Consider the following 18,076-nt stretch of genomic DNA (forward strand, 5'->3'; position numbering starts at 1 on the left):
GGTTTTGTACGAAAACGCCTAAAAGATCAAACCTGCACATTCACCGCCAACGGCGGGACTTTCGCGAGTTTCAGCGCTGCAGCCAGTGCGATCAGCAGCAGGATGCCGATGAACACGCCTATGCCGTTCCAGCCTGCGTAATGCCAGAACACGCCGCCGCCGGTGCCTGCAACGCTGGAACCAACGTAATAACTGAACAGGTACAGCGACGAGGCCTGCCCCTTGGCCTTGATCGCACGACGGCCGATCCAGCTGCTGGCGACCGAGTGGGCGCCGAAGAAGCCGAAGGTGAACATCAGGACGCCCGCGATCACCACCACCAATGGGCTGAACATGGTCAGGGCCACGCCTGCCAGCATCAGCACGATGACGGCCCACAGCACGTTGCGTCGACCCAGTTGGTCGGCCAGCGCACCGATCTTCGCCGAGCTGTAGATGCCCGACAGGTACACCACCGAGAATAATCCCACCACGGCCTGGCTCAGGTTGTACGGCTCGGCCAACAGGCGATAGCCGATGTAGTTGAACAGGGTGACGAAAGCGCCCATCAGCAGGAAGCCTTCCAGGAACAGCCACGGCAGGCCAGCATCGCGAAACTGCATGACAAACCCTTCCAGCAGGGTTCGGCCGTTGAGCGGGCGGGCGCGAAAGTTGCGCGACGGCGGCAGGATTTTCCAGAACACGCAGGCGGCGCCAAGGGCGATCAGGCCCATGATCGACAGCGCGGTGTGCCAGCTGACGTAGTCGCTCAGCACACCGGTGATTACCCGCCCGCTCATCCCGCCAATGGCGTTGCCGCCGATATACAGCCCCATGGCCAGACCGATGTGCTGCGGGTGGATTTCTTCGCTCAGGTAGGTCATAGCCACCGCTGCCAGACCGCTCAGAGACAGCCCCACCAACGCCCTGGCAACCAGCACCCCTTCCCAGGTCGGCATCAGCGCGCTGGCGATGGTGAAAATCGCCGCTGAAAACAACGAACAGACCATCACCGACTTACGCCCAAGGCGATCAGAGATCGGACCGGTGATCAACAATCCAATCGCCAGCATCGCCGTGGAGACCGACAGAATCAGGCTGCTCTGGGCCGGGTTGATGGAGAACTCTCTGGACAGCACGGGCATCATCGGCTGCACGCAATACAGCAAGGCAAACGTGGCGAAACCGCCGGAAAACAACGCCAGAACCGTACGAATGAAGGCGGGGGTGTCTTTTTCGATATAGGTATCGCCCAGCGGGATCGCGGCTTCGATCAGCTCGGGCGCAGATGCGTTGGGAGATGCAGCAGTATTCACGATGAACCTCAGGGGGGAGCGGGGCGGCAATATTGAAAAGAATATAGCTGGCTAACGATTCTTTCCAATATATTGTTCGACCTGTTTGATACGTCTGACGACCTAATGAGGTATTCATGGAGTTGAGACATCTACGCTACTTCATCGCCGTGGCCGAAGAGCTGCACTTTGGACGCGCCGCGCTGGCACTGGGGATATCGCAGCCCCCGCTGAGCCAGCAGATCCAGGCGCTGGAGCAGGAACTGGGAGCGCGTCTGTTCGAGCGTACCAACCGACGAGTGGAATTGAGCGAGGCCGGCCGGTTGTTCCTCGATGAGGCGCGGCTGGTACTGGCCCAAGTCGAAAAAGCTTCGGATGTCGCCCGCCGCGCGCAGTTGGGCGAGCTGGGCGAACTGAAGATCGGCTTCACCGCCTCCGCCCCGTTCACCTCCAGCATCCCGCAAGCGATCTTTGCTTTTCGCCAGCGCTATCCAGCCGTGCATCTGGCGCTTCAGGAGATGAGCAGCAAGGAGGTCGCCGAGCGCCTGGAAGAACAATCGATGCAGGTTGGCATCATGCGTCCTCTGCCTTTGCCGGATTCACTGGTGGCGGTGGAGCTGTTACGTGAGCCGTTAGTGGCCATTTTGCGTTCCGACCACCCGTTGGCCGAGGGGAGCGAGCGGGGCATCCATCTCAGGGAGCTGGCGGCCGAGCCTTTCGTGTTTTTTCCGCGATCCTACGGCAGCGGCCTGTACGCGCAGTTGTTGGACCTGGCGCGAGAGGCCGGCTTCAGCCCGATGTTCACCCAGGAGGCGGGCGAGGCGATGACGATCATCGGCCTTGTCGCGGCGGGATTGGGGGTGACCGTGCTGCCCGCGTCCTATCAGCGCATGCGCATTGATGGCGTGGTCTATCGCACGCTGCTGGACCCTGACGCGACATCAGCGGTGTGGCTGGTGCAGCGCAAGGACCAGAAGTCCCCCATGGCCAAGGCATTCGTTGAACTGGTGACGCGCAAGGCGGGGTGAGTGGCAGGCGCTCTTCAGTGCAGCATCTGCCCCGACTGCAGCGGCATGGCGTCAGTCGCCACGCCGTTTGCCAGATTCTTCGCGGTGACCTTCGCCTGAGCGTCGCGCAACTCATTCAGGATGCCCTTATCGAGCAACCTGACCCAGCGGTTGTAGTTCTTGTGAATCTTGCCGTCCTTGTAGTTCATCTCACGGCTGTCGCGGTATCTGATCTGGTAGTGATCTGCGGTGTACGGGATATCGATTTCGGCGTGGAACTGCCCGCGCACGGTGATTTGCGCCTGAACCAGGTCAGGGCCGACACGCTGGACACTCCACTGGCGTTTGACCAGCGTGGTCAGGATCGCCTGCTTCACCTGTTCCTGATCAGCATGCAGGTTTGTCGCAAGGGTGCGGTCGGGGGTTACCACGGCCTTGCTGGTGCAGGCGGCGGTGGATAACAGCGCCAGGATGATCAGTGAGGCGCGAAGCAGGGAGGACATTCCATTTCTCCAGAAGATGGGTGAAGCGGTCATTGCCAACGACGGAAGATCAACGAGGTGTTGACCCCACCGAAAGCGAAGTTGTTGTTCATCACGAACTCATGGCTCATGCGCCTGGGTTCGCCGCGCAGGTAGTCCAGTTCGCCGCAGCGGCTGTCGACCTCGTCCAGATTGAGCGTGTGAATGTAGCGGTCGCGGTTCATCATCTCGATGCTGAACCATGACTCAAGCGCACCGCAGGCACCCAGGGTGTGGCCCAGGAAGCTCTTTTGCGAACTGATGCTCATGCGCGAGCCGAACAGGCTGTGGGTGGCCAGGGTTTCAGCGATATCGCCCTGTTCGGTCGCGGTGCCATGACCGTTGACATAGCCGATCGCATCGGGCGACAGGTGGGCGTCCTCGAGGGCCAGCTCCATGGCGCGGCGCATGGTGAGCTGCTCGGGACGGGTGGTGTGCACGCCGTCGGCATTGCTGCCAAAGCCGACCACTTCCGCGTGAATCCGCGCGCCACGGGCCAACGCGTGCTCCAGCTCTTCGAGTACCAGCATGCCGCCGCCTTCGCCGATCACCAGACCATCCCGTGCACTGTCATACGGGCGGGGGCTGGTATGCGGCGCGTCGTTTTTCAGGCTGGTGGCATAGAGCGCGTCGAACACCATCGCTTCGGTCGGGCACAGCTCTTCGGCGCCGCCAGCGAGCATCAGCGGCAGGCGCCCGAACTTGATCGCCTCATAGGCATAACCCACGCCCTGGCTGCCGCTGGTGCAGGCGCTGGAGGTCGGGATCAGGCGGCCGGTGAGGTTGAAAAAAATGCTGATATTCGCCGCTGTGGTGTGCGGCATCATGCGCACATAAGAGTTGGCATTGAGGCCTTCGGCCACCGAGTTGAGCAGCATGTTGCCAAACGCCTTGATTTCGTCGGTGCTGCCGGTGGATGAACCGCAGGCCACCCCCATGCGCCCGTCACGAATGATCGGGTCACCCAGCAAGCCGGCGTCACGCAGCGCCTGTTCCGAGGCGCCTACCGCCAGGCGTGAAACCCGACCCATGCTGCGCAGTTGTTTGCGGGTCCAGTGCGAGGGTACGACGAAGTCGTCGATAGGGCCCGCCAGACGCGTATTCAGTTCGCTGAAGCGATCCCATTCATCCATGCGCCGGATGCCGCTACGATCGCTGTTGAAGTTGGCTTCGATGCTGGCCCAGTCACTGCCCAGCGAGGTGATACCGGCCATGCCGGTGACGACGACGCGCTTCATCAGCACAAGCCTCCGTTGACCGCCAGAACCTGACGGGTGATGTAAGAGGCTTCCGCCGACATCAGGAAATTCACGGCACCGGCCACTTCTTCAGGGGTGCCCATGCGTTGCGCGGGGATCATCTTGAGCAGCTCGTCCACCGGCACGTTTTCGTCAAGCATCGCCGTGTCGATCAGGCCCGGAGCGACGCAATTGACGGTGATCTTGCGCTTGCCCAGTTCGATGGCCAGGGCCTTGGCGGCGCCAATGATGCCGGCTTTGGAGGCGCTGTAGTTAACCTGGCCACGGTTGCCGATCAGTCCCGATACCGAAGTGATACACACAATTCGCCCGGCGGCACGACGACGAATCATCGGCATCATCACCGGGTGCAGGACGTTGTAGAAACCGTCGAGGTTGGTGCGCATGACAATGTCCCAGTCGTCCTCGGTCAGTGCCGGAAAAGCACCGTCACGGGTCAGGCCGGCATTGCACACCACGCCGTAATACGCGCCGTGGGTTTCGACATCGGCTTGCAGAATGGCCTTGCAGGCCGCGCGATCGGCAACGTCGAATTGCAACACCCGCGCCTGTCGGCCCAACACCTGAACCTCCCCTTGCACCGCCTGGGCTTCTGCGTGTCCGCTGCGGCAGTGCAGGACGATGTCGTAACCGGCCTGGGCCAGACGCAGCGCGATGGCGCGGCCGATACCACGGCTGGAACCGGTGACCAGAATCGAGTCAGTCATGTGCGGCTCCTTCGGCCAGATAATTGGCCGATTGCGGCGGGCGGTAGACATTGAGGCGGGCGCTGGCTTGAATCCCGCCGCCAGTCAGGTGGCACTCGAACACGCCCATGCCGCTGTCGTCCTGCAGGGAGCGCCGGGCGTGGATGAGCAGGTCGCTGCCGAGCGGGAAATGCTCGACATTGCACTCGAACTTGCGCGTGCCCAGCAGAAAGCCCAGCTCCACGGGTTTATCGCCAACCCGGGCCTGACAACCGGCATAGGCGGCGACCGTCTGGGCCATCAACTCGATGCCGACCCAGGCGGGCAGGCTGCCGTCGGGGCGATTGAACAGGCCGCCGCCACGCACATGAATGCGGGTGAGGATCTGCTCTGCGTCGAACTCCAGCACTTGATCAATGAGGATCATGTCGCCGGTGTGGGGCAGCAGGTCGGCAGGCCACCACGGGCATGGGGTCATGGAAGTCACGCTGCGTCTCCGATGATCAGACTGACGTTGTTGCCGCCGAAGGCGAATGAGTTGCTCATCAGGCGACGTGGTGCCTGACTTTGCAGGACGTCGCCCGGTTTTACCCAGGTCATTGCAGGCAGGCTTGTATCGGCCTGGTTGTCCCACACATGAGGCGGCAGCTGTTGCGTGTAATTGTCGGGTGACAACGCCAGCCAGCAGAACGCCGCTTCCAGCGCCCCGGCCGCGCCGAGGGTGTGGCCGCTCATGGGTTTGGTCGATGAACACGGCACGCCCCCTGGGAAAATGGCGTTCACGGCTACCGATTCCATCGAGTCGTTGTGTTGAGTCGCCGTGCCGTGCAGGTTCAGATAACCGATGTCGCCGGGGTGCAGATGCGCGTTATCCAGCGCTTTGCGCATCGCCTGTTGCGCGCCGCGGCCATGCGGCTCGGGAGCGGAAATATGGTGGGCGTCGGAGCTGGCGCCTGCGCCGAGCAGGGCGATGTGATGATCGTCACCGGCCCGGCGGGTCATCAGGAACAGCACTGCCGCCTCACCGATATTGATTCCGTTGCGGTTGACCGAAAACGGATTGCAACGCTCGCCGGAGACCGCCTCAAGTGCCGAAAAACCGTTGAGTGTCAGTTTGCACAAACTGTCCACGCCGCCACACAGCACTGCGTCGCACAGGTTCATGTCAAGCAGACGGCGGGCGCTGAGCAAGGCGCGGGCGCTGGACGTGCAGGCGGTTGAAATCACGTAGCTGGGGCCGCTCAACTCAAGCCAGGTGGTCAGGAAATTGGCCGGCGCGCTGAGTTCCTGCTGGCGGTAGTCGTAGCTATCGGGGAACGCCTCATCGCGCAGATAGGCTGCGATACCGCGACTAGCCTCGTCGATGCCCGATGTGCTGGTGCCGAGGATCACCCCGATGCGCTCGCGTCCGTATTGGTCGATCGCCTGATGGATCTGGGGCTCTATCTGCAGCGCCGCTGCCAACAGCAGCTGGTTGTTGCGGCTGCTTTGTTGGCCGAGCGCGGCAGGAATTGGCGGCAGCGCTCCTTTGACCGCCGCCACCGGCAGGGAACGCTCAGGTAGCCAGCCGTTTTCGCTGCGCATGCCAGAGGTGTCACCGGCGAACAATGCTCGTGCGACGCTGGCACGGTCCTGCCCCAGCGCGCAGATCAGCCCCAGTGAATTGAGGTAGGCGGTCATTTGCTCGCCTTGCCTTCGAGCGGGCTGACAATGTATTTGAGTTCGCCGCTTTCCAGGGTGAGACGGAAGATGCCCTCGGAGGCGTAGTCGACCCTCCAGCGATCTTCCAGGATGCGGCCATGGGGCAGCAGCTGCACACCCGGGTAGTCGAAGCGCACTTCCTGCTCGGACGTCAGCGCGAACAGTACGGCGGCGAACAGCTCTCGGGCTTCGGGGTTTGGTGGCAGCAGACCGTCCGCTTTCCAGGTGTCTTCCTGCAACTGCTGGCGTGCCAGTGGCATGCCCAGCGGGTCCATCAGCGACCAGCGCAGGCCATGGCGCTCTTTCTGGACCACCAGCAGCCAGTCCTGGCGTTGGCCGGCCTGCTCGCGCTGAACGTGCAGCTGTTGCGGGAATTTGATGTGAGGGATTTGAGCGGGCAACGGCGCGTGGCTGGCGCAGGCGCTCAGCAACAGGACGCAAACCAGCAGAAGGGCGCGGATCATGGTGTGTCACCTTCCAGTGAGGCCTTGGGCGGTTTGCGTGCGACGACGTTGACCAGCGTCTCCTCACGTTCGCCGAAGGGTTTGGGTTTGATCAGTTTGAGGCGTTCGAGCAAGCCGAAATCCTTGGCACGACTCCAACAAAGATAGGGATAGGAGACGTTCTGCGGGCCGAATTGAAAACCTTGCTGGCGCAGCATGTCCAGGTATTGCGCCGCACTCTTCTGCACCTGCATCGGATGGCGGAAGAACCAGCGAATCACCCAGGTGTCGATGTAGGCCTGGGTGGATTCGGCGAACAGCAGGTAGCCCCCCGGTTTGAGCACGCGATAGAACTCGGCGAGGGCTTTCTCCTGCTCGACCAGATGATGAAACGTCTGGTGGCAGAACACGAGATCGACACTGGCGTCGGCCAGCTTCAACGCTGCACAGTCACTGCCCAGCAGCTCGACGTCAAGGCGCCTGCGTGCGGCCTCTTCAGCGCTGAGCCTGAGGCTCAGCGGGTCGGCGTCGACCCCCAGAATCTGCGTCGGATTGAACACCTTGTGCAAGTACTGGAAAGATTTTCCCTGACCGCAACCCGCGTCGAGGATCACCGGATCTTGCGGGGGATGCTCGCCGAACAGACCGCGCAGGTCGTTGATGGCCACGCGCAGCACGTGGTGTTGCCAGGTGTGGCTGCGCAGGAACACAAAGCCAAGGCGCGTTTCCTCGACATAGCTGTGGCTGAAAAACGGCTCGCTCATGAGTCTGTACTCGCGCAGATTTCAGCCAGCATGCGCAACCTTCGCTTGGGCTCGGCCACGAACGGGTTGCGCTCATCCCAGGCATAACCGGCCAGGATCGAGCAGATCATGCGACGAATGTCGTCGCTGCTGTCGGGGTAGAAGATTACTCTCTGCAAGCGGCCTTCGTACCAGCTCTCGACGTAGGCGCGGAACGTATCGACACCACGCTTGAGCGGTACGGCGAATTCGGCTTCCCAGTCCACGCTCTGGCCCTGCAACTGACGGTGCAATACCCCGGCGGCCAGGCTGGCCGAGCGCATGGCGATGGTCACGCCGGACGAAAACACCGGATCGAGGAACTCCGCCGCATTGCCCAGCAGCGCAAAGCCTCTGCCATGCAGGGTCTTGACGTTGGCGGCATAGCCACCGATGGTCCGCGCCGGGGTATCCCAGACTGTGTTTTGCAGCACCCGGCTCAGGCTTGGAGTCTGCTCGATAAAGGCGCGCAGACAGGCGTCCAGGTCTTCGGGCTGACCGTTGAAGCGCTCGGCCGATGCCACCACGCCGACAGAGCAGCGCCCGGCGCTGAACGGGATCGACCAGAACCACACATCGGGCATTGTCGGATGAACGGTGACCAGGATCTTGGTCCGGTCGAAATCGGGGTCGCCGATGCGATCTTCCACATGTGTGAATACCGCCTGGCGGGTAGGGAAGTCAGAGGGTGCTTCCAGATCCAGCAGGCGCGCCAACACCCGGCCGTAGCCGCTGGCGTCAAGCACGAAACCCGCCTGCACGCTGTATTGACTGCCATCTGCGCGCTGCACGGCGAGAACCGGCTGCCCGGCTGCAAAATCGCCGGCGATGATGGATTCCTGGTAGCGGATTTCCACCCCCTGACGGCTCGCTTCGTCGGCCAGCAGTTTGTCGAAGTCGGCACGTGGCACCTGGAACGTCGTCGGCTTGCCGTCGCTGAACGTTTCGCTGAAATCGAACGCGCTGTACTGCTCGCCACAAGCGAACGCTGCACCGGTTTTGAGCTGGAACCCGGCAGCCTGGACCGCATCGAGCATGCCGGCTTCTTCGAGGAAATCCAGACAATGCGACAGCAGACTCTCGCCGATCGAAAAACGCGGGAACTGCTCTCGTTCGATAATCAATACATCATGGCCCTGACGTTTAAGCAGGGTGGCGGCGATGGCTCCGGCTGGACCGGCACCGATCACCACGATCTGGCGACATTCCCTATCAGCTACTGGCACAAGGTTTCCTTTTCGAGTGTGTTGGCCTGCTCCTCTTGCGAAGGGCGCGGCCCGTTCAAGCCTGCATCCCGTTCGCCATCGTTCGCAGGCGTATCTTGGGTGTGCTGGCGGCCGGCCCATGGCGCCAGCAAGAAGCTGAAGGCCAGGCCCAGGCTGACCGAGAGACCGAAGTTGCTGACCGCAGGCGTACTGGATATCGCCAGTAGACCGAACGACAACCATGTGGTCGCCGCGGCCAGCAGCGTACCGAGCAGACTGACGGCAGCACCGCCAATCTGCTCGCGCATGAGGATGGCGTAATCGACGCTGATCGCTGTCACCAGCAGCAGGCCAAACAGGCTGAACAGTGTCAGCGGTTGACCAAGCCAGCCTAGGCTCGCGAGGCTGCACAGCGCTGCGAGCAGCGGCAGCGCAACGATACGCAATGCACCGCCAAGGCCGAACGGCAGGGTCAGCAGCGCCACGATCAGTACGCAGGACAGCAGTTTCAGTTCTGCAGCGCTGACCTGCGTGGCGGCGAAGACCTTGTTCAGGTCGCCGAGGCGGTCAACCAGTTGTACGCCGGGCAAATCCTGCGCCTGAATACGCAGCAGGTTGGCATCGTTGAGGCCTCGCAGGCTGACGAGCCCTGCGACTTCGTTGCCATTTTTACCCATCCACAGCAGGCGCCATGGCTCGCCCAGTGGTCCGGCCAGCAGGCTGTCAATGTCCTGGGTGGGCAGTGCGCGCAGGTTGGCCAGCTCCTGGTTCAAGGCCTCGGCCGGCACCCCAAGGTCGAGCAATGGCTGCCAATGTGCGGGCAAGGCATCGAGTGCATTGCGGGTGGCCTCTTGTTCGACTGGCGTGGCCACCAGTTGATTCAACGCCAGATAGCCTTGCAGTTTGCCCAGCATCACCAACTGATCAAGGCGTTGACTGAGGGCGGTCTGACGCGCCAGCAACTGTTGCTGGTCTGCCCCGCGAACCAGGAAAAACTGGCTGGTCGGTTGATAGCCGGTGATGCGCGCGACTGCGCGGGCTTCGTCGGTGAGGCTCGGCGGCGCGGCGATCCACTGACGGATGTCGTTTTTGGTTGTCAGTTGCCAGAGCCCGCCCCCACAGAAAATCAGTAGCAAGACCAGCAGAGGCGCAGTCCCCCCCCGCGCCAGCAATTGGCCGTGCAGATTCACCATCCGCTGCGCGAGCTTGAGCGGCCACTGCGCCGGACGCAACTCGACGCCCTTGAGCAGCGCAGGCAGCAGGCATACGGCGCAAAGGTAAGCGCCGACCAGTCCGGCAGCCGAGAAAACGGCAATCTGGGTCAGGGCCGGGAATGGCGTCCAGGCCAGCGCCAGATAGCCAATGCAACTGGTGGCCAGGCTCAGGCTCAGGCCTGACAGCGTCAGACGCAGGGCGGGCCAGCTGCGCCAGGGTTTCAGGCTCCAGCTCTTGGAGAGGTAGTGCAGGGGGTAATCGACAGCAACACCGATCAGGCTCGAGCCCAATACCAGCGTCATCACATGCATCTTGCCGAACAAGGCGATGCATGCGGTGGCGCCGAAGAGCATGCCGACGATGACCGGTACGAACGCCAGCAGCACGCGCCAGCGTCGGAACGCCATCATCAGCAGCAACAGGATGCCCAATGTCGCGCCGCCGCCGACCCAGGTGATTTCACGGGCGGCCTGCTGCTGGCCGTGGGCGGCATACAGCAGACCGCTCGCGGCCAGCAGTTGCGCGTCTTCACTGGACGCCTGGGCCCGCGCGTCATCGAGCAAGGCCCAGACCTTGAGCGGCAGGCTCATGTCAAAGGCATCGGCCTTGGTCCGTGCCCGCAACAGCACCCAGCTTTTGCCATCGGCATCGGCAATCAGGGCGCCGCTGCCAATGTCCAGCTGCACCGCACCGTGGCTCGGCTGGCTGTTCTGGATACGTCCGGTCAGCCCTAGCCAATCGTTCTGGCTGGGCACCAGACTGAAGCCGCCAAACGGGTCGAACAGATTCTGTACGCGTTTTTCGATGAACACCTCGGGATGTTCGATCAGCTCGGCGCGGTCGCTGTCGGCAAGCATGGCCAGTCGACCTTGCAACAGTTGCTCACGCAAGGCCGGAAGGTCGGCTTGCAGATTCCATTGGACCTTTTCGAAAAGTCCGCTGGCCTGCCAGGTGTCGCTTATCCTGTGCGCCAGATCAACGGCCCGCGATCGGTCAGCCTGGCCGACCAGTATCAGCATTTCGCGGTTGAGCGGCTCCTGAATGCGTTGTTCGGCACGCAGCTCCAGCGCATCCGGACTGCTGCCCGGGACCAGCTCCATCAGGTTGGCCGACAATGGCGCGCCGTCACGCCACTGCCAGCCCGCCAGCGCCAGGACCGCCAGCAGGATGACCAGAAACAGGCGCGGCAGCAGGCGTTCAGCGGGCAAAGTCGGTGCGCTCCGATTCGCTGAGGGGCTGGGCGCTGGTGCTATCGATCATCTTCAAAAGGGTGCTGTCGCCTTGGGTTTCCATAAGCTCGATACGTTGCACCAGGGCACCGCCACTGATGTTGATCTGCTTGAACACCTGCCCAAGCATCAGCGAACGTGGCACCAGCGTCAGTTGCCAGCCGTTCGTGTCGCCGCTCAGGTGCAATTCGAAATCGCGTTGCAGGCCGCTGCTGTCACCGCGCAACACGGCGAGGAACAGACGGTTCTGCTCAGCACCGGCGCTCTTGCCGGGGAGCATCTGCCAGGCGCCGTCTGCATCCGTTTCGCGACGGGCTATCCCTGCGGCGGTGATGCGGTAGTCCTGCTTGAGCGGTGTGTCCAATAACCACAACAGGCCCAAGTCCCTGGCCAGGACGAAGTTGCCTTTGCTGGTCAGCGGTTGAGGCAGCGAGCGCAGGTGTTTTTCCTGAATGAATCCGCCGTGGATCACACTCGGTTTCGCCAGTTGCTCGCTCAGCTGCTGCAGATCGAAGGCATGCGCGCCGAAGCTCGACAACAGCACCGCCATTGCAGCAACGAGCCTGCTCGCGAAAAGCTTCAGGGCGCTGCGTTTGATCAGGCGCCCGGGGTTATCGTTGACGATTTTCGCGAGCACGCTCGCGCCTGCAGGGATCAGCATTCCAGTGCCCTCCCGACCGCTTCGACGAATACCTTTGGCGAGGCCAGTTGCATTTCCCGGCTGTCGATATGCACCGCCACTTGAACGGTACTGGCGCGGGTCAGCCGTTCGCCTGTTGCGATATCAGTGATCAGGTAGTCGATCTTCAGGCGGTTTTCCCACTCCACCAGACTGGCGCGCACGTTGATCCGTTGACCGAACACTGCACTGCGCACATAGCGCAATTGCAGGTCGATTACCGGCCACGCATAACCCGATTGCAGCATGTGGGCGTAGTTGTGCCCGAGCTTGTCGAGCAAGGCGCAGCGCGCTTCTTCCAGATACTTGACGTAATGGCCGTGCCAGACGACGTGCATGCTGTCGACGTCGAAAAATGGCACCAGCACTTGGGTGTCTTCGTGAATCACGCCTTTGTTACGCATGCAGCCTCCAGTGTTGGTGGGCAATGCGTTGCAGGCACAGGCGCAGTTCAGCGTCCAGCGCGCGATCTTCGATGACCGGGGGGAAATCCTCACGCAGTTGCTCATGCATGGCGGCGAGCACTGGCGGCAAGGCACGGGCATCTGCGACGCGGCTGCGCAGCCATACACCCTGGTTGGCGGCGATCAGCGTCGCGGCGGCAACCTGTTCGGTCAGTTCCAGCACACGAATGGCGTCGCGCGCGGCGATGGTGCCCATGCTCACCTTGTCCTGGTTGTGACACTCGGTGGAGCGCGAAAACACGCTGGCCGGCATGGTGTTTTTCAAGGCTTCGGCGGTCCAGGCGCTGGTGCCGATCTGAACTGCCTTGAAGCCGTGATTGATCATCGCGCGGTGCGCCGGCGAGCCCGACAGATTGCTCGGCAGGCCGTGGTTGTAGCGTTCGTCCACCAACAGCGCCAGCTGACGGTCCAGCAGATCGGCGACGTTGGCCACCAGGGTCTTGAGGCTGTCCATGGCAAAAGCGATATGGCCACCATAGAAATGCCCGCCATGCAGGACGCGCTCGGCTTCGGCGTCGATGATCGGATTGTCATTGGCGCTGTTGAGCTCGATTTCGATGAAGCCGCGCAGCCAGTTGAGGCTGTCAGCCAGCACGCCGAGCACATGGGGGGCGCACCGCAACGAGTAGCGATCCTGCAGGCGATGCAGCGGCGCCGTAGGGGCGTTGATCGCCAGATCCTCGCGCAGCCATGCCGCCACTTGCATCTGCCCGGGATGCGGTTTGGCGGCGAACAGGCGCTCGTCGAAGTGCTCGGGGTTGCCTTGCAGCGCCACCACATTCAATGCGGTGATGCGAGTCGCCAGCTTCAGCAGGTAGTCGGCACGGGCAAAGGCCAGACAGGCCAGCCCGGTCATTACGGCGGTACCGTTCATCAACGCCAGGGCCTCTTTGGGCCGTAGAACCAGCGGCGTCCAGCCCAATTGGCGGTGCACATCGGCAGATTGGCGGCGCTGGCCGTCAAAAACGACTTCACGTTCGCCGGACAGCGTCGCCGCGACATAGGACAGCGGGGTCAGGTCGCCGCTGGCACCGACCGAGCCTTCCTCCGGAATCAGCGGCAGAATGTCGTGATCGAGAAACGCCTGCAACCGTTCCAGCAGCTCGATACGCACGCCGGAAACACCGTGGCACAGTGAACGCAGACGTGCAGCCAATACCGCCCGGGTCGCCTGGGCATCGAGCATCTTGCCCAGCCCGCAGCCATGAAAGGTATACAGATGACGCGGCAGTGCCTCGACGTGCTCCAGCGGTACCGCAACCACGCAGGAATCACCGTAGCCAGTGGTGACGCCGTAGATCACGCCTTCCTTGTCCAGCAGCGAGTCAAGGAACTGCGCCCCCCTGGCAATGCGCTGACGGTATGGCTCGTCACCTTGCAGGGCGGTTGGTCGCTGACGGTTGGACAACGCCCAAACGTCCTCGATGCTCAAAGGGCGTTCGCCGAAGATGATCGGCTCAGGTGCTTGGTTCGTCATCGGATTTCCAGAACGGGTAGAAGTTGAACCACTGCTCAGGCGCTTGCAGGCAGTAGTGCGCCAGACGGTCGGCATAACGTTGGGTCCATCGTGCGATCACTTGCTGACGATCACTGCGCCGCCACTCGATGGCCTGGGCGAAGGGCTCGAGTACCACGCGGTAACCGCTCGCCCCCTTGAGGCAGAAAATCAGGTTGATCGGGCACTTCAGCAGGCCGGCGAGCAACCATGGGCCTTGCGGGAAAGCCGCCGAATGGCCGAGGAAGTCGACGCGCACGTTGCGCCCTCCGTGTAGCGGCACGCGGTCGCCGGCGATCGCCAGCCACTCCCCGCGGTCAAGGCGCTGGCTCAGTTGCAGCATGACCGCCGGGTCCAGCTCGCTGACCTGTATCAGGCGCAGGTTGGTCGCCCCGGCCTCGCCGAGCAGGCGGTTGAAGCGTTCGGCGTGCCGGGTATGAACCAGCACATTCATCGTGACCTTTTCGCCCAGTTCGGCCAGTGCCCGGCAGACCTCGAGGTTGCCCAGGTGGGCGCCGACCAGCATCTGTCCGCGTTCGCCGCGCAACTGATCGCGCAGGCTGGCGTCATCGACGATCTGGATTTGCTCAAGGCCCAGCTTGCCGTTCCACACGTCGAGCTTGTCCAGCAGGGCGTCGGCGAAGGCCATGAACTGTTTGAACACGCGCCAGTGGCTGGGGCGCGATAACGGTTGATTGCTCCACTCGGCCAGGCGTTGCTGGTATTGCCAGGCGCTCCGACGGGCGCTGCGACCGAACAGAAAAAAGTACAGGACGATGGCGTGCAAAACCGGGCTCAGCACCCGGCGTCCGAGCAGCTTCACGCCCCAGGCCGTGAGCTTCATCAGCAGAAAGCTGCCGCGCTCCTGATGCTGGGCCCAGTGCTCCTTTTGCCCGGCATCGCTCATGGCAGCCACCGCCGCCAGAGGATCAGCGGCAAGCGCGCCAGCATGCCGAAGAACAGCTTGGTGTGCATTTTCGAAATCAATGCGTTGTCGTGAAACAGGCGGAAATGCGACAGGCCGTCCTGGGGGTAATGAACCCTGGTTGGCAGCCAGCGCATCGGTTGATTTCGCCAGGACAGACGCACGAGTATTTCCGGGTCGAAATCCATGCGCTTGCCCAGATTTACCGTGTTGATCAGATGCAACACCGGCTTGAGCGGATAGACCCGAAAACCGCACATCGAATCGGGAATCTGCAGGGACAGGCTGTTGATCCAGACCCAGACATGGGTCAGATAGCGTGCGTACAGGCGACCTTTGGGTACGCTGGCGTCGTACTGCGGATAGCCACAGATCAGTGATTGGGGGTGCTCGCGGGAGTGTTCGAGGAACACCGCAATATCGTTCAGATCGTGCTGGCCATCGGCATCCACTTGAAGCGCATGGCTAAAGCCCAGTTTTGCGGCTTCGCGAAGGCCGGCCATGACCGCGCCCCCCTTGCCCTGATTGACTGGCAGCTGCACCAGGAACAAGTCGTTTTGTGCAGCCAGTGTCTTGAGGACCGCCGCGCAAGCCGGGCTGCTGGCGTCGTCGATCAGCACGCAAGGCAGGCCAGCCTGCAGCAGCTCCCGAACCACCGCCGGAACGGCCAGTTCGTGGTCGTAGACCGGGATAACGGCGCAGGCGTTATGCATTGAGAGGCTCTTCCATCAATAGAATCCGTCCGCTGGAGCACGACGCATCGCCGTTGCGATAGGTGAAATGCAGTTTGCTGCGCTCGCGATCGAATCGCAGGGTCAGGGAGATGCAATCACCGGGGCGTACCAACTGTTGGAATTTCAGGACTTCCATACCGGCGAAGCGCGACGGAATTTGCATCAGGCGCTGTGCCATGTTGATGGCCCAGTCGACCTGCACCACGCCCGGTAGAATCGGCGTGCCGGGGAAATGCCCGGTGAAGTGCGCAAGGTCCAGCGGCACGATCAGATCCAGTTGCAGTTCGTCGCCGATCTGTTGCTGGCGAACCAACTCGGGTTCCCGGGTCCTTGGCGCGGCGAGCAAAGCTTCTATCAACGCCTGAGGCAGCTTGCCTTGGGAGTTGAGTGGCAGCTGACTTGCCAGCCGCCAGCGGCGTGGCAGGGCGATGGCCTCGCAATGGGGCATCAGATGCTGACGCAGAGCGCTGGTCAGTGCCTTGCGGCCCCTGTTGCGCAAGGCTTGCACACCGCTGGCGCTGAGTACCGCGAGCGCACCGAGCGAGGCGCGATTTTCATGCACCACGCCCATGTGCGCCTCGCTGATCCAGTCATGGGTGGCCAGCGCCTGCTCCAGCAGGGGCAGGGAGATGCGCTTTTCTTCCAGTTTGACGATGCGGTCCAGTCGCCCAAGCAACTCGAAACGTCCGTCATCGCCAAACCGCGCGGCGTCGGCTGTCCGTTCAACGTGACCGGCCGGCAGATACGCAGATTCCACGCACAGCGCGCCCTCGTCGTCCTGACTCAGCGTCACGCCTTCAAACGCTCGCCACAGCGGCTCATCCTGACGCCAGGCGATGCCGCCGGTTTCGGAGCTGCCAAGGATCTCGGTCGGCCATTGGCCCAGCCGTTCATGCAGGCTTTCAGCTGCTTGGGGAGGCAGCGCGCCGCCGGACGAAAATACCCGGCGCACCGCGCTCATGCTGCGCCAGTCGAGGTTGTCACCCATACGCTTGAGCAGGGCAGGGCTGGCCACCCAGGCGAAGGCTTGGTGCTCGCGGCTGGCACGCTGCAGGTCCTCGGGAAACGGTAGTTGCATGCGCACGAAACTGCGGCCGGCACACATTGGCCATAACACCCGGAACAGCAGCCCGTAAATATGCTGTGCGGCAACGCTGCCGATCACGCAGGCGTTCCCCAGATCCGCGCCCCACAGGCGTTCCAGCGCGGCGACTTCATTGGCCAGGTGGCGCAGCTTTTTTTCGATCAGCTTGGGCTCGCCGCTGGAGCCGGAAGTGCAGAGCCCTAGCACGCATTGGTCGAGGTCCAGTGTCGCCGGAGTGAGAGGGGCTGCGTCGAGCTGATGCAGCTGCGTATCTTCCGCCAGGTCCGTGATCCAGAGATCTACCTGCCGCGCCCAGCGCTGGCGAGTCGGCGCTTGCAGATCGGAGGGCAACAGAACCCTGACCCCGGCGCGCCACGCAGCGAACAATGCCACGGCCAGTTCGCCAGCATCTTCGAGGTAAATCGCAATGCTCGCAGCTCCGCGCGCCTGCAGCGCTGCGGCAGCACTCAGTGCCCGGTCGCGCCATTGAGGCTGGCTCATGTAAGGCGCATGGGTGATCGTCCGGCCCGGGTAAGCCTCCAGCAGCAGTTGTTCAGGGTTTATCCAGCTCATGCACCACCTCGCACGCGCTGGCGGACAACCCATTCACCGGCGAACAGCGCGCCCATCAGCCCGTAGGCAATCAGACCGGTGTACAGCGCCCACCAGCTCAGTGGTGCCCAGAGGGTCAGCGCGGCTGCGACTGCACCGTTTACCAGGAAGAACACACACCAGATCCGGGTCACCTGGCGCGTATAGCGAATAGCGGCCGGCGAAAGCTGTGGGTCGGTCAGGCGCGCCAGACGTTCGATGACCGGCATGCCGCGTATCAGGCTCAGCCCGAACACGGTGAGCATGAAGGCGCTGATCAGCACCGGGTACCAGCGCAGAAACTGCGGGCTGTCGAAAATCCCCAGCAACAGGCAGAAAGCGAGCGCGACGAACGCCATGCCAAGACTGCCGGGACGCCGCTCAGCGGTCAGCGCGCGGCATGCCCACAAGGCTCCCAGCAGCAGCGCCAGTTGCCACGGCGCGAAGTGGCCCCTGCCGAAATACACTGCAAATGGATAGAGCGCGCCCGCAAGCACCAGTCCGATGCCGATCAGCCGGTTCATGCTGCCGCGGTGACCAGCCGGTGGACCGCTTCAACCACATCGTCGACGGTGCGTACGGACTTGAATTCTTCGGCGGCGATCTTCTTGCCGGTCTTGCGTTTTATATGGTCGATCAGGTCGACGGCGTCGATGCTGTCGATTTCCAGGTCCTGATACAGGTTGGCCTGCGGAGTGACTCGCTCCGGTTCAAGTTCGAACAGCTCGACCAGCGCAGTACGCAGGGTTTGGAAGATGTCTTCACGGGATTGCATGTTCAGT

The 18,076-nt window shown here is 62.5% G+C and carries 19 protein-coding genes; 1 reads left to right on the plus strand and 18 read right to left on the minus strand.

Translation table 11 applies throughout. From position 1 onward, the window contains the following. Nucleotides 1–26 precede the first annotated feature (26 nt). On the minus strand, nt 27–1,295 hold the full coding sequence (locus ACI2KS_RS15765) for an MFS transporter (RefSeq protein ID WP_404621793.1): 1,269 nt from the start codon (nt 1,293–1,295) through the stop codon (nt 27–29). Nucleotides 1,296–1,411: 116 nt separating this feature from the next. On the opposite strand from ACI2KS_RS15765, the gene ACI2KS_RS15770 reads away from it, so the two are divergent. After that, nucleotides 1,412–2,302 (plus strand): LysR substrate-binding domain-containing protein, encoded by an 891-nt coding sequence (locus ACI2KS_RS15770; RefSeq protein ID WP_404621795.1) that lies wholly within the window; start codon nt 1,412–1,414, stop codon nt 2,300–2,302. A 14-nt stretch (nt 2,303–2,316) separates the two neighbouring features. On the opposite strand, the gene ACI2KS_RS15775 is transcribed toward ACI2KS_RS15770, so the two are convergent. Genes ACI2KS_RS15775 through ACI2KS_RS15855 form a run of 17 tightly spaced genes read right to left on the minus strand, consistent with a single transcriptional unit; the run spans nt 2,317 to nt 18,069 of the window. Beyond that, nucleotides 2,317–2,784: a hypothetical protein gene (locus ACI2KS_RS15775; RefSeq protein WP_404621797.1), complete on the minus strand. Its 468-nt coding sequence runs from the start codon at nt 2,782–2,784 to the stop codon at nt 2,317–2,319. 29 nt (nt 2,785–2,813) lie between these two features. Beyond that, nucleotides 2,814–4,040, minus strand: coding sequence for a beta-ketoacyl-ACP synthase (locus ACI2KS_RS15780; protein WP_404621799.1), 1,227 nt, complete (start codon nt 4,038–4,040; stop codon nt 2,814–2,816). Then, nucleotides 4,040–4,768, minus strand: coding sequence for a 3-oxoacyl-ACP reductase FabG (fabG, locus tag ACI2KS_RS15785; protein WP_404621800.1), 729 nt, complete (start codon nt 4,766–4,768; stop codon nt 4,040–4,042). Before fabG ends, ACI2KS_RS15780 begins: the two co-directional genes overlap by 1 nt. Further along, nucleotides 4,761–5,225: a 3-hydroxylacyl-ACP dehydratase gene (locus ACI2KS_RS15790; protein ID WP_404622181.1), complete on the minus strand. Its 465-nt coding sequence runs from the start codon at nt 5,223–5,225 to the stop codon at nt 4,761–4,763. Before ACI2KS_RS15790 ends, fabG begins: the two co-directional genes overlap by 8 nt. A 5-nt stretch (nt 5,226–5,230) precedes the next feature. Continuing rightward, nucleotides 5,231–6,427 carry a beta-ketoacyl-[acyl-carrier-protein] synthase family protein gene (locus ACI2KS_RS15795; RefSeq protein WP_404621802.1) on the minus strand — a complete coding sequence of 399 codons (1,197 nt, stop codon included), beginning with the start codon at nt 6,425–6,427 and terminating at the stop codon, nt 5,231–5,233. Next, nucleotides 6,424–6,912: a DUF3261 domain-containing protein gene (locus ACI2KS_RS15800; RefSeq protein WP_404621804.1), complete on the minus strand. Its 489-nt coding sequence runs from the start codon at nt 6,910–6,912 to the stop codon at nt 6,424–6,426. The genes ACI2KS_RS15795 and ACI2KS_RS15800 overlap by 4 nt, the downstream gene beginning before the upstream one ends. Then, nucleotides 6,909–7,655 (minus strand): class I SAM-dependent methyltransferase, encoded by a 747-nt coding sequence (locus ACI2KS_RS15805; protein ID WP_404621806.1) that lies wholly within the window; start codon nt 7,653–7,655, stop codon nt 6,909–6,911. The genes ACI2KS_RS15800 and ACI2KS_RS15805 overlap by 4 nt, the downstream gene beginning before the upstream one ends. Continuing rightward, nucleotides 7,652–8,899 carry an NAD(P)/FAD-dependent oxidoreductase gene (locus ACI2KS_RS15810; RefSeq protein WP_404621808.1) on the minus strand — a complete coding sequence of 416 codons (1,248 nt, stop codon included), beginning with the start codon at nt 8,897–8,899 and terminating at the stop codon, nt 7,652–7,654. Before ACI2KS_RS15810 ends, ACI2KS_RS15805 begins: the two co-directional genes overlap by 4 nt. Beyond that, a complete protein-coding gene (locus ACI2KS_RS15815) occupies nt 8,890–11,301 on the minus strand; it encodes an MMPL family transporter (RefSeq protein WP_404621810.1) in 2,412 nt (803 codons plus the stop codon). Before ACI2KS_RS15815 ends, ACI2KS_RS15810 begins: the two co-directional genes overlap by 10 nt. Further along, the gene (locus tag ACI2KS_RS15820) at nt 11,291–11,983 is read right to left on the minus strand and encodes an outer membrane lipoprotein carrier protein LolA (RefSeq protein WP_404621812.1); all 693 of its coding nucleotides are present in this window, start codon (nt 11,981–11,983) and stop codon (nt 11,291–11,293) included. The genes ACI2KS_RS15815 and ACI2KS_RS15820 overlap by 11 nt, the downstream gene beginning before the upstream one ends. After that, nucleotides 11,977–12,405: an acyl-CoA thioesterase gene (locus tag ACI2KS_RS15825; protein WP_404621814.1), complete on the minus strand. Its 429-nt coding sequence runs from the start codon at nt 12,403–12,405 to the stop codon at nt 11,977–11,979. The genes ACI2KS_RS15820 and ACI2KS_RS15825 overlap by 7 nt, the downstream gene beginning before the upstream one ends. Next, on the minus strand, nt 12,398–13,942 hold the full coding sequence (gene hutH / locus ACI2KS_RS15830; protein WP_404621816.1) for a histidine ammonia-lyase: 1,545 nt from the start codon (nt 13,940–13,942) through the stop codon (nt 12,398–12,400). Before hutH ends, ACI2KS_RS15825 begins: the two co-directional genes overlap by 8 nt. After that, nucleotides 13,923–14,867, minus strand: a complete 945-nt coding sequence (locus ACI2KS_RS15835; protein ID WP_404621818.1) for a glycosyl transferase — start codon at nt 14,865–14,867, stop codon at nt 13,923–13,925. The genes hutH and ACI2KS_RS15835 overlap by 20 nt, the downstream gene beginning before the upstream one ends. Next, complete coding sequence (locus ACI2KS_RS15840; protein WP_404621820.1) at nt 14,864–15,598, minus strand: glycosyltransferase family 2 protein; 735 nt, start codon at nt 15,596–15,598, stop codon at nt 14,864–14,866. The genes ACI2KS_RS15835 and ACI2KS_RS15840 overlap by 4 nt, the downstream gene beginning before the upstream one ends. After that, a complete protein-coding gene (locus tag ACI2KS_RS15845) occupies nt 15,591–17,276 on the minus strand; it encodes an AMP-binding protein (RefSeq protein WP_404621822.1) in 1,686 nt (561 codons plus the stop codon). Before ACI2KS_RS15845 ends, ACI2KS_RS15840 begins: the two co-directional genes overlap by 8 nt. Further along, complete coding sequence (locus ACI2KS_RS15850) at nt 17,273–17,818, minus strand: hypothetical protein (RefSeq protein WP_404621824.1); 546 nt, start codon at nt 17,816–17,818, stop codon at nt 17,273–17,275. Before ACI2KS_RS15850 ends, ACI2KS_RS15845 begins: the two co-directional genes overlap by 4 nt. Continuing rightward, nucleotides 17,815–18,069, minus strand: a complete 255-nt coding sequence (locus ACI2KS_RS15855) for an acyl carrier protein (protein ID WP_404621826.1) — start codon at nt 18,067–18,069, stop codon at nt 17,815–17,817. Before ACI2KS_RS15855 ends, ACI2KS_RS15850 begins: the two co-directional genes overlap by 4 nt. Between the last annotated feature and the right edge of the window lie 7 nt (nt 18,070–18,076).

Origin of the sequence: Pseudomonas sp. NPDC087358 (assembly GCF_044900785.1) — a bacterium.
Taxonomy (GTDB): Bacteria; Pseudomonadota; Gammaproteobacteria; order Pseudomonadales; family Pseudomonadaceae; genus Aquipseudomonas.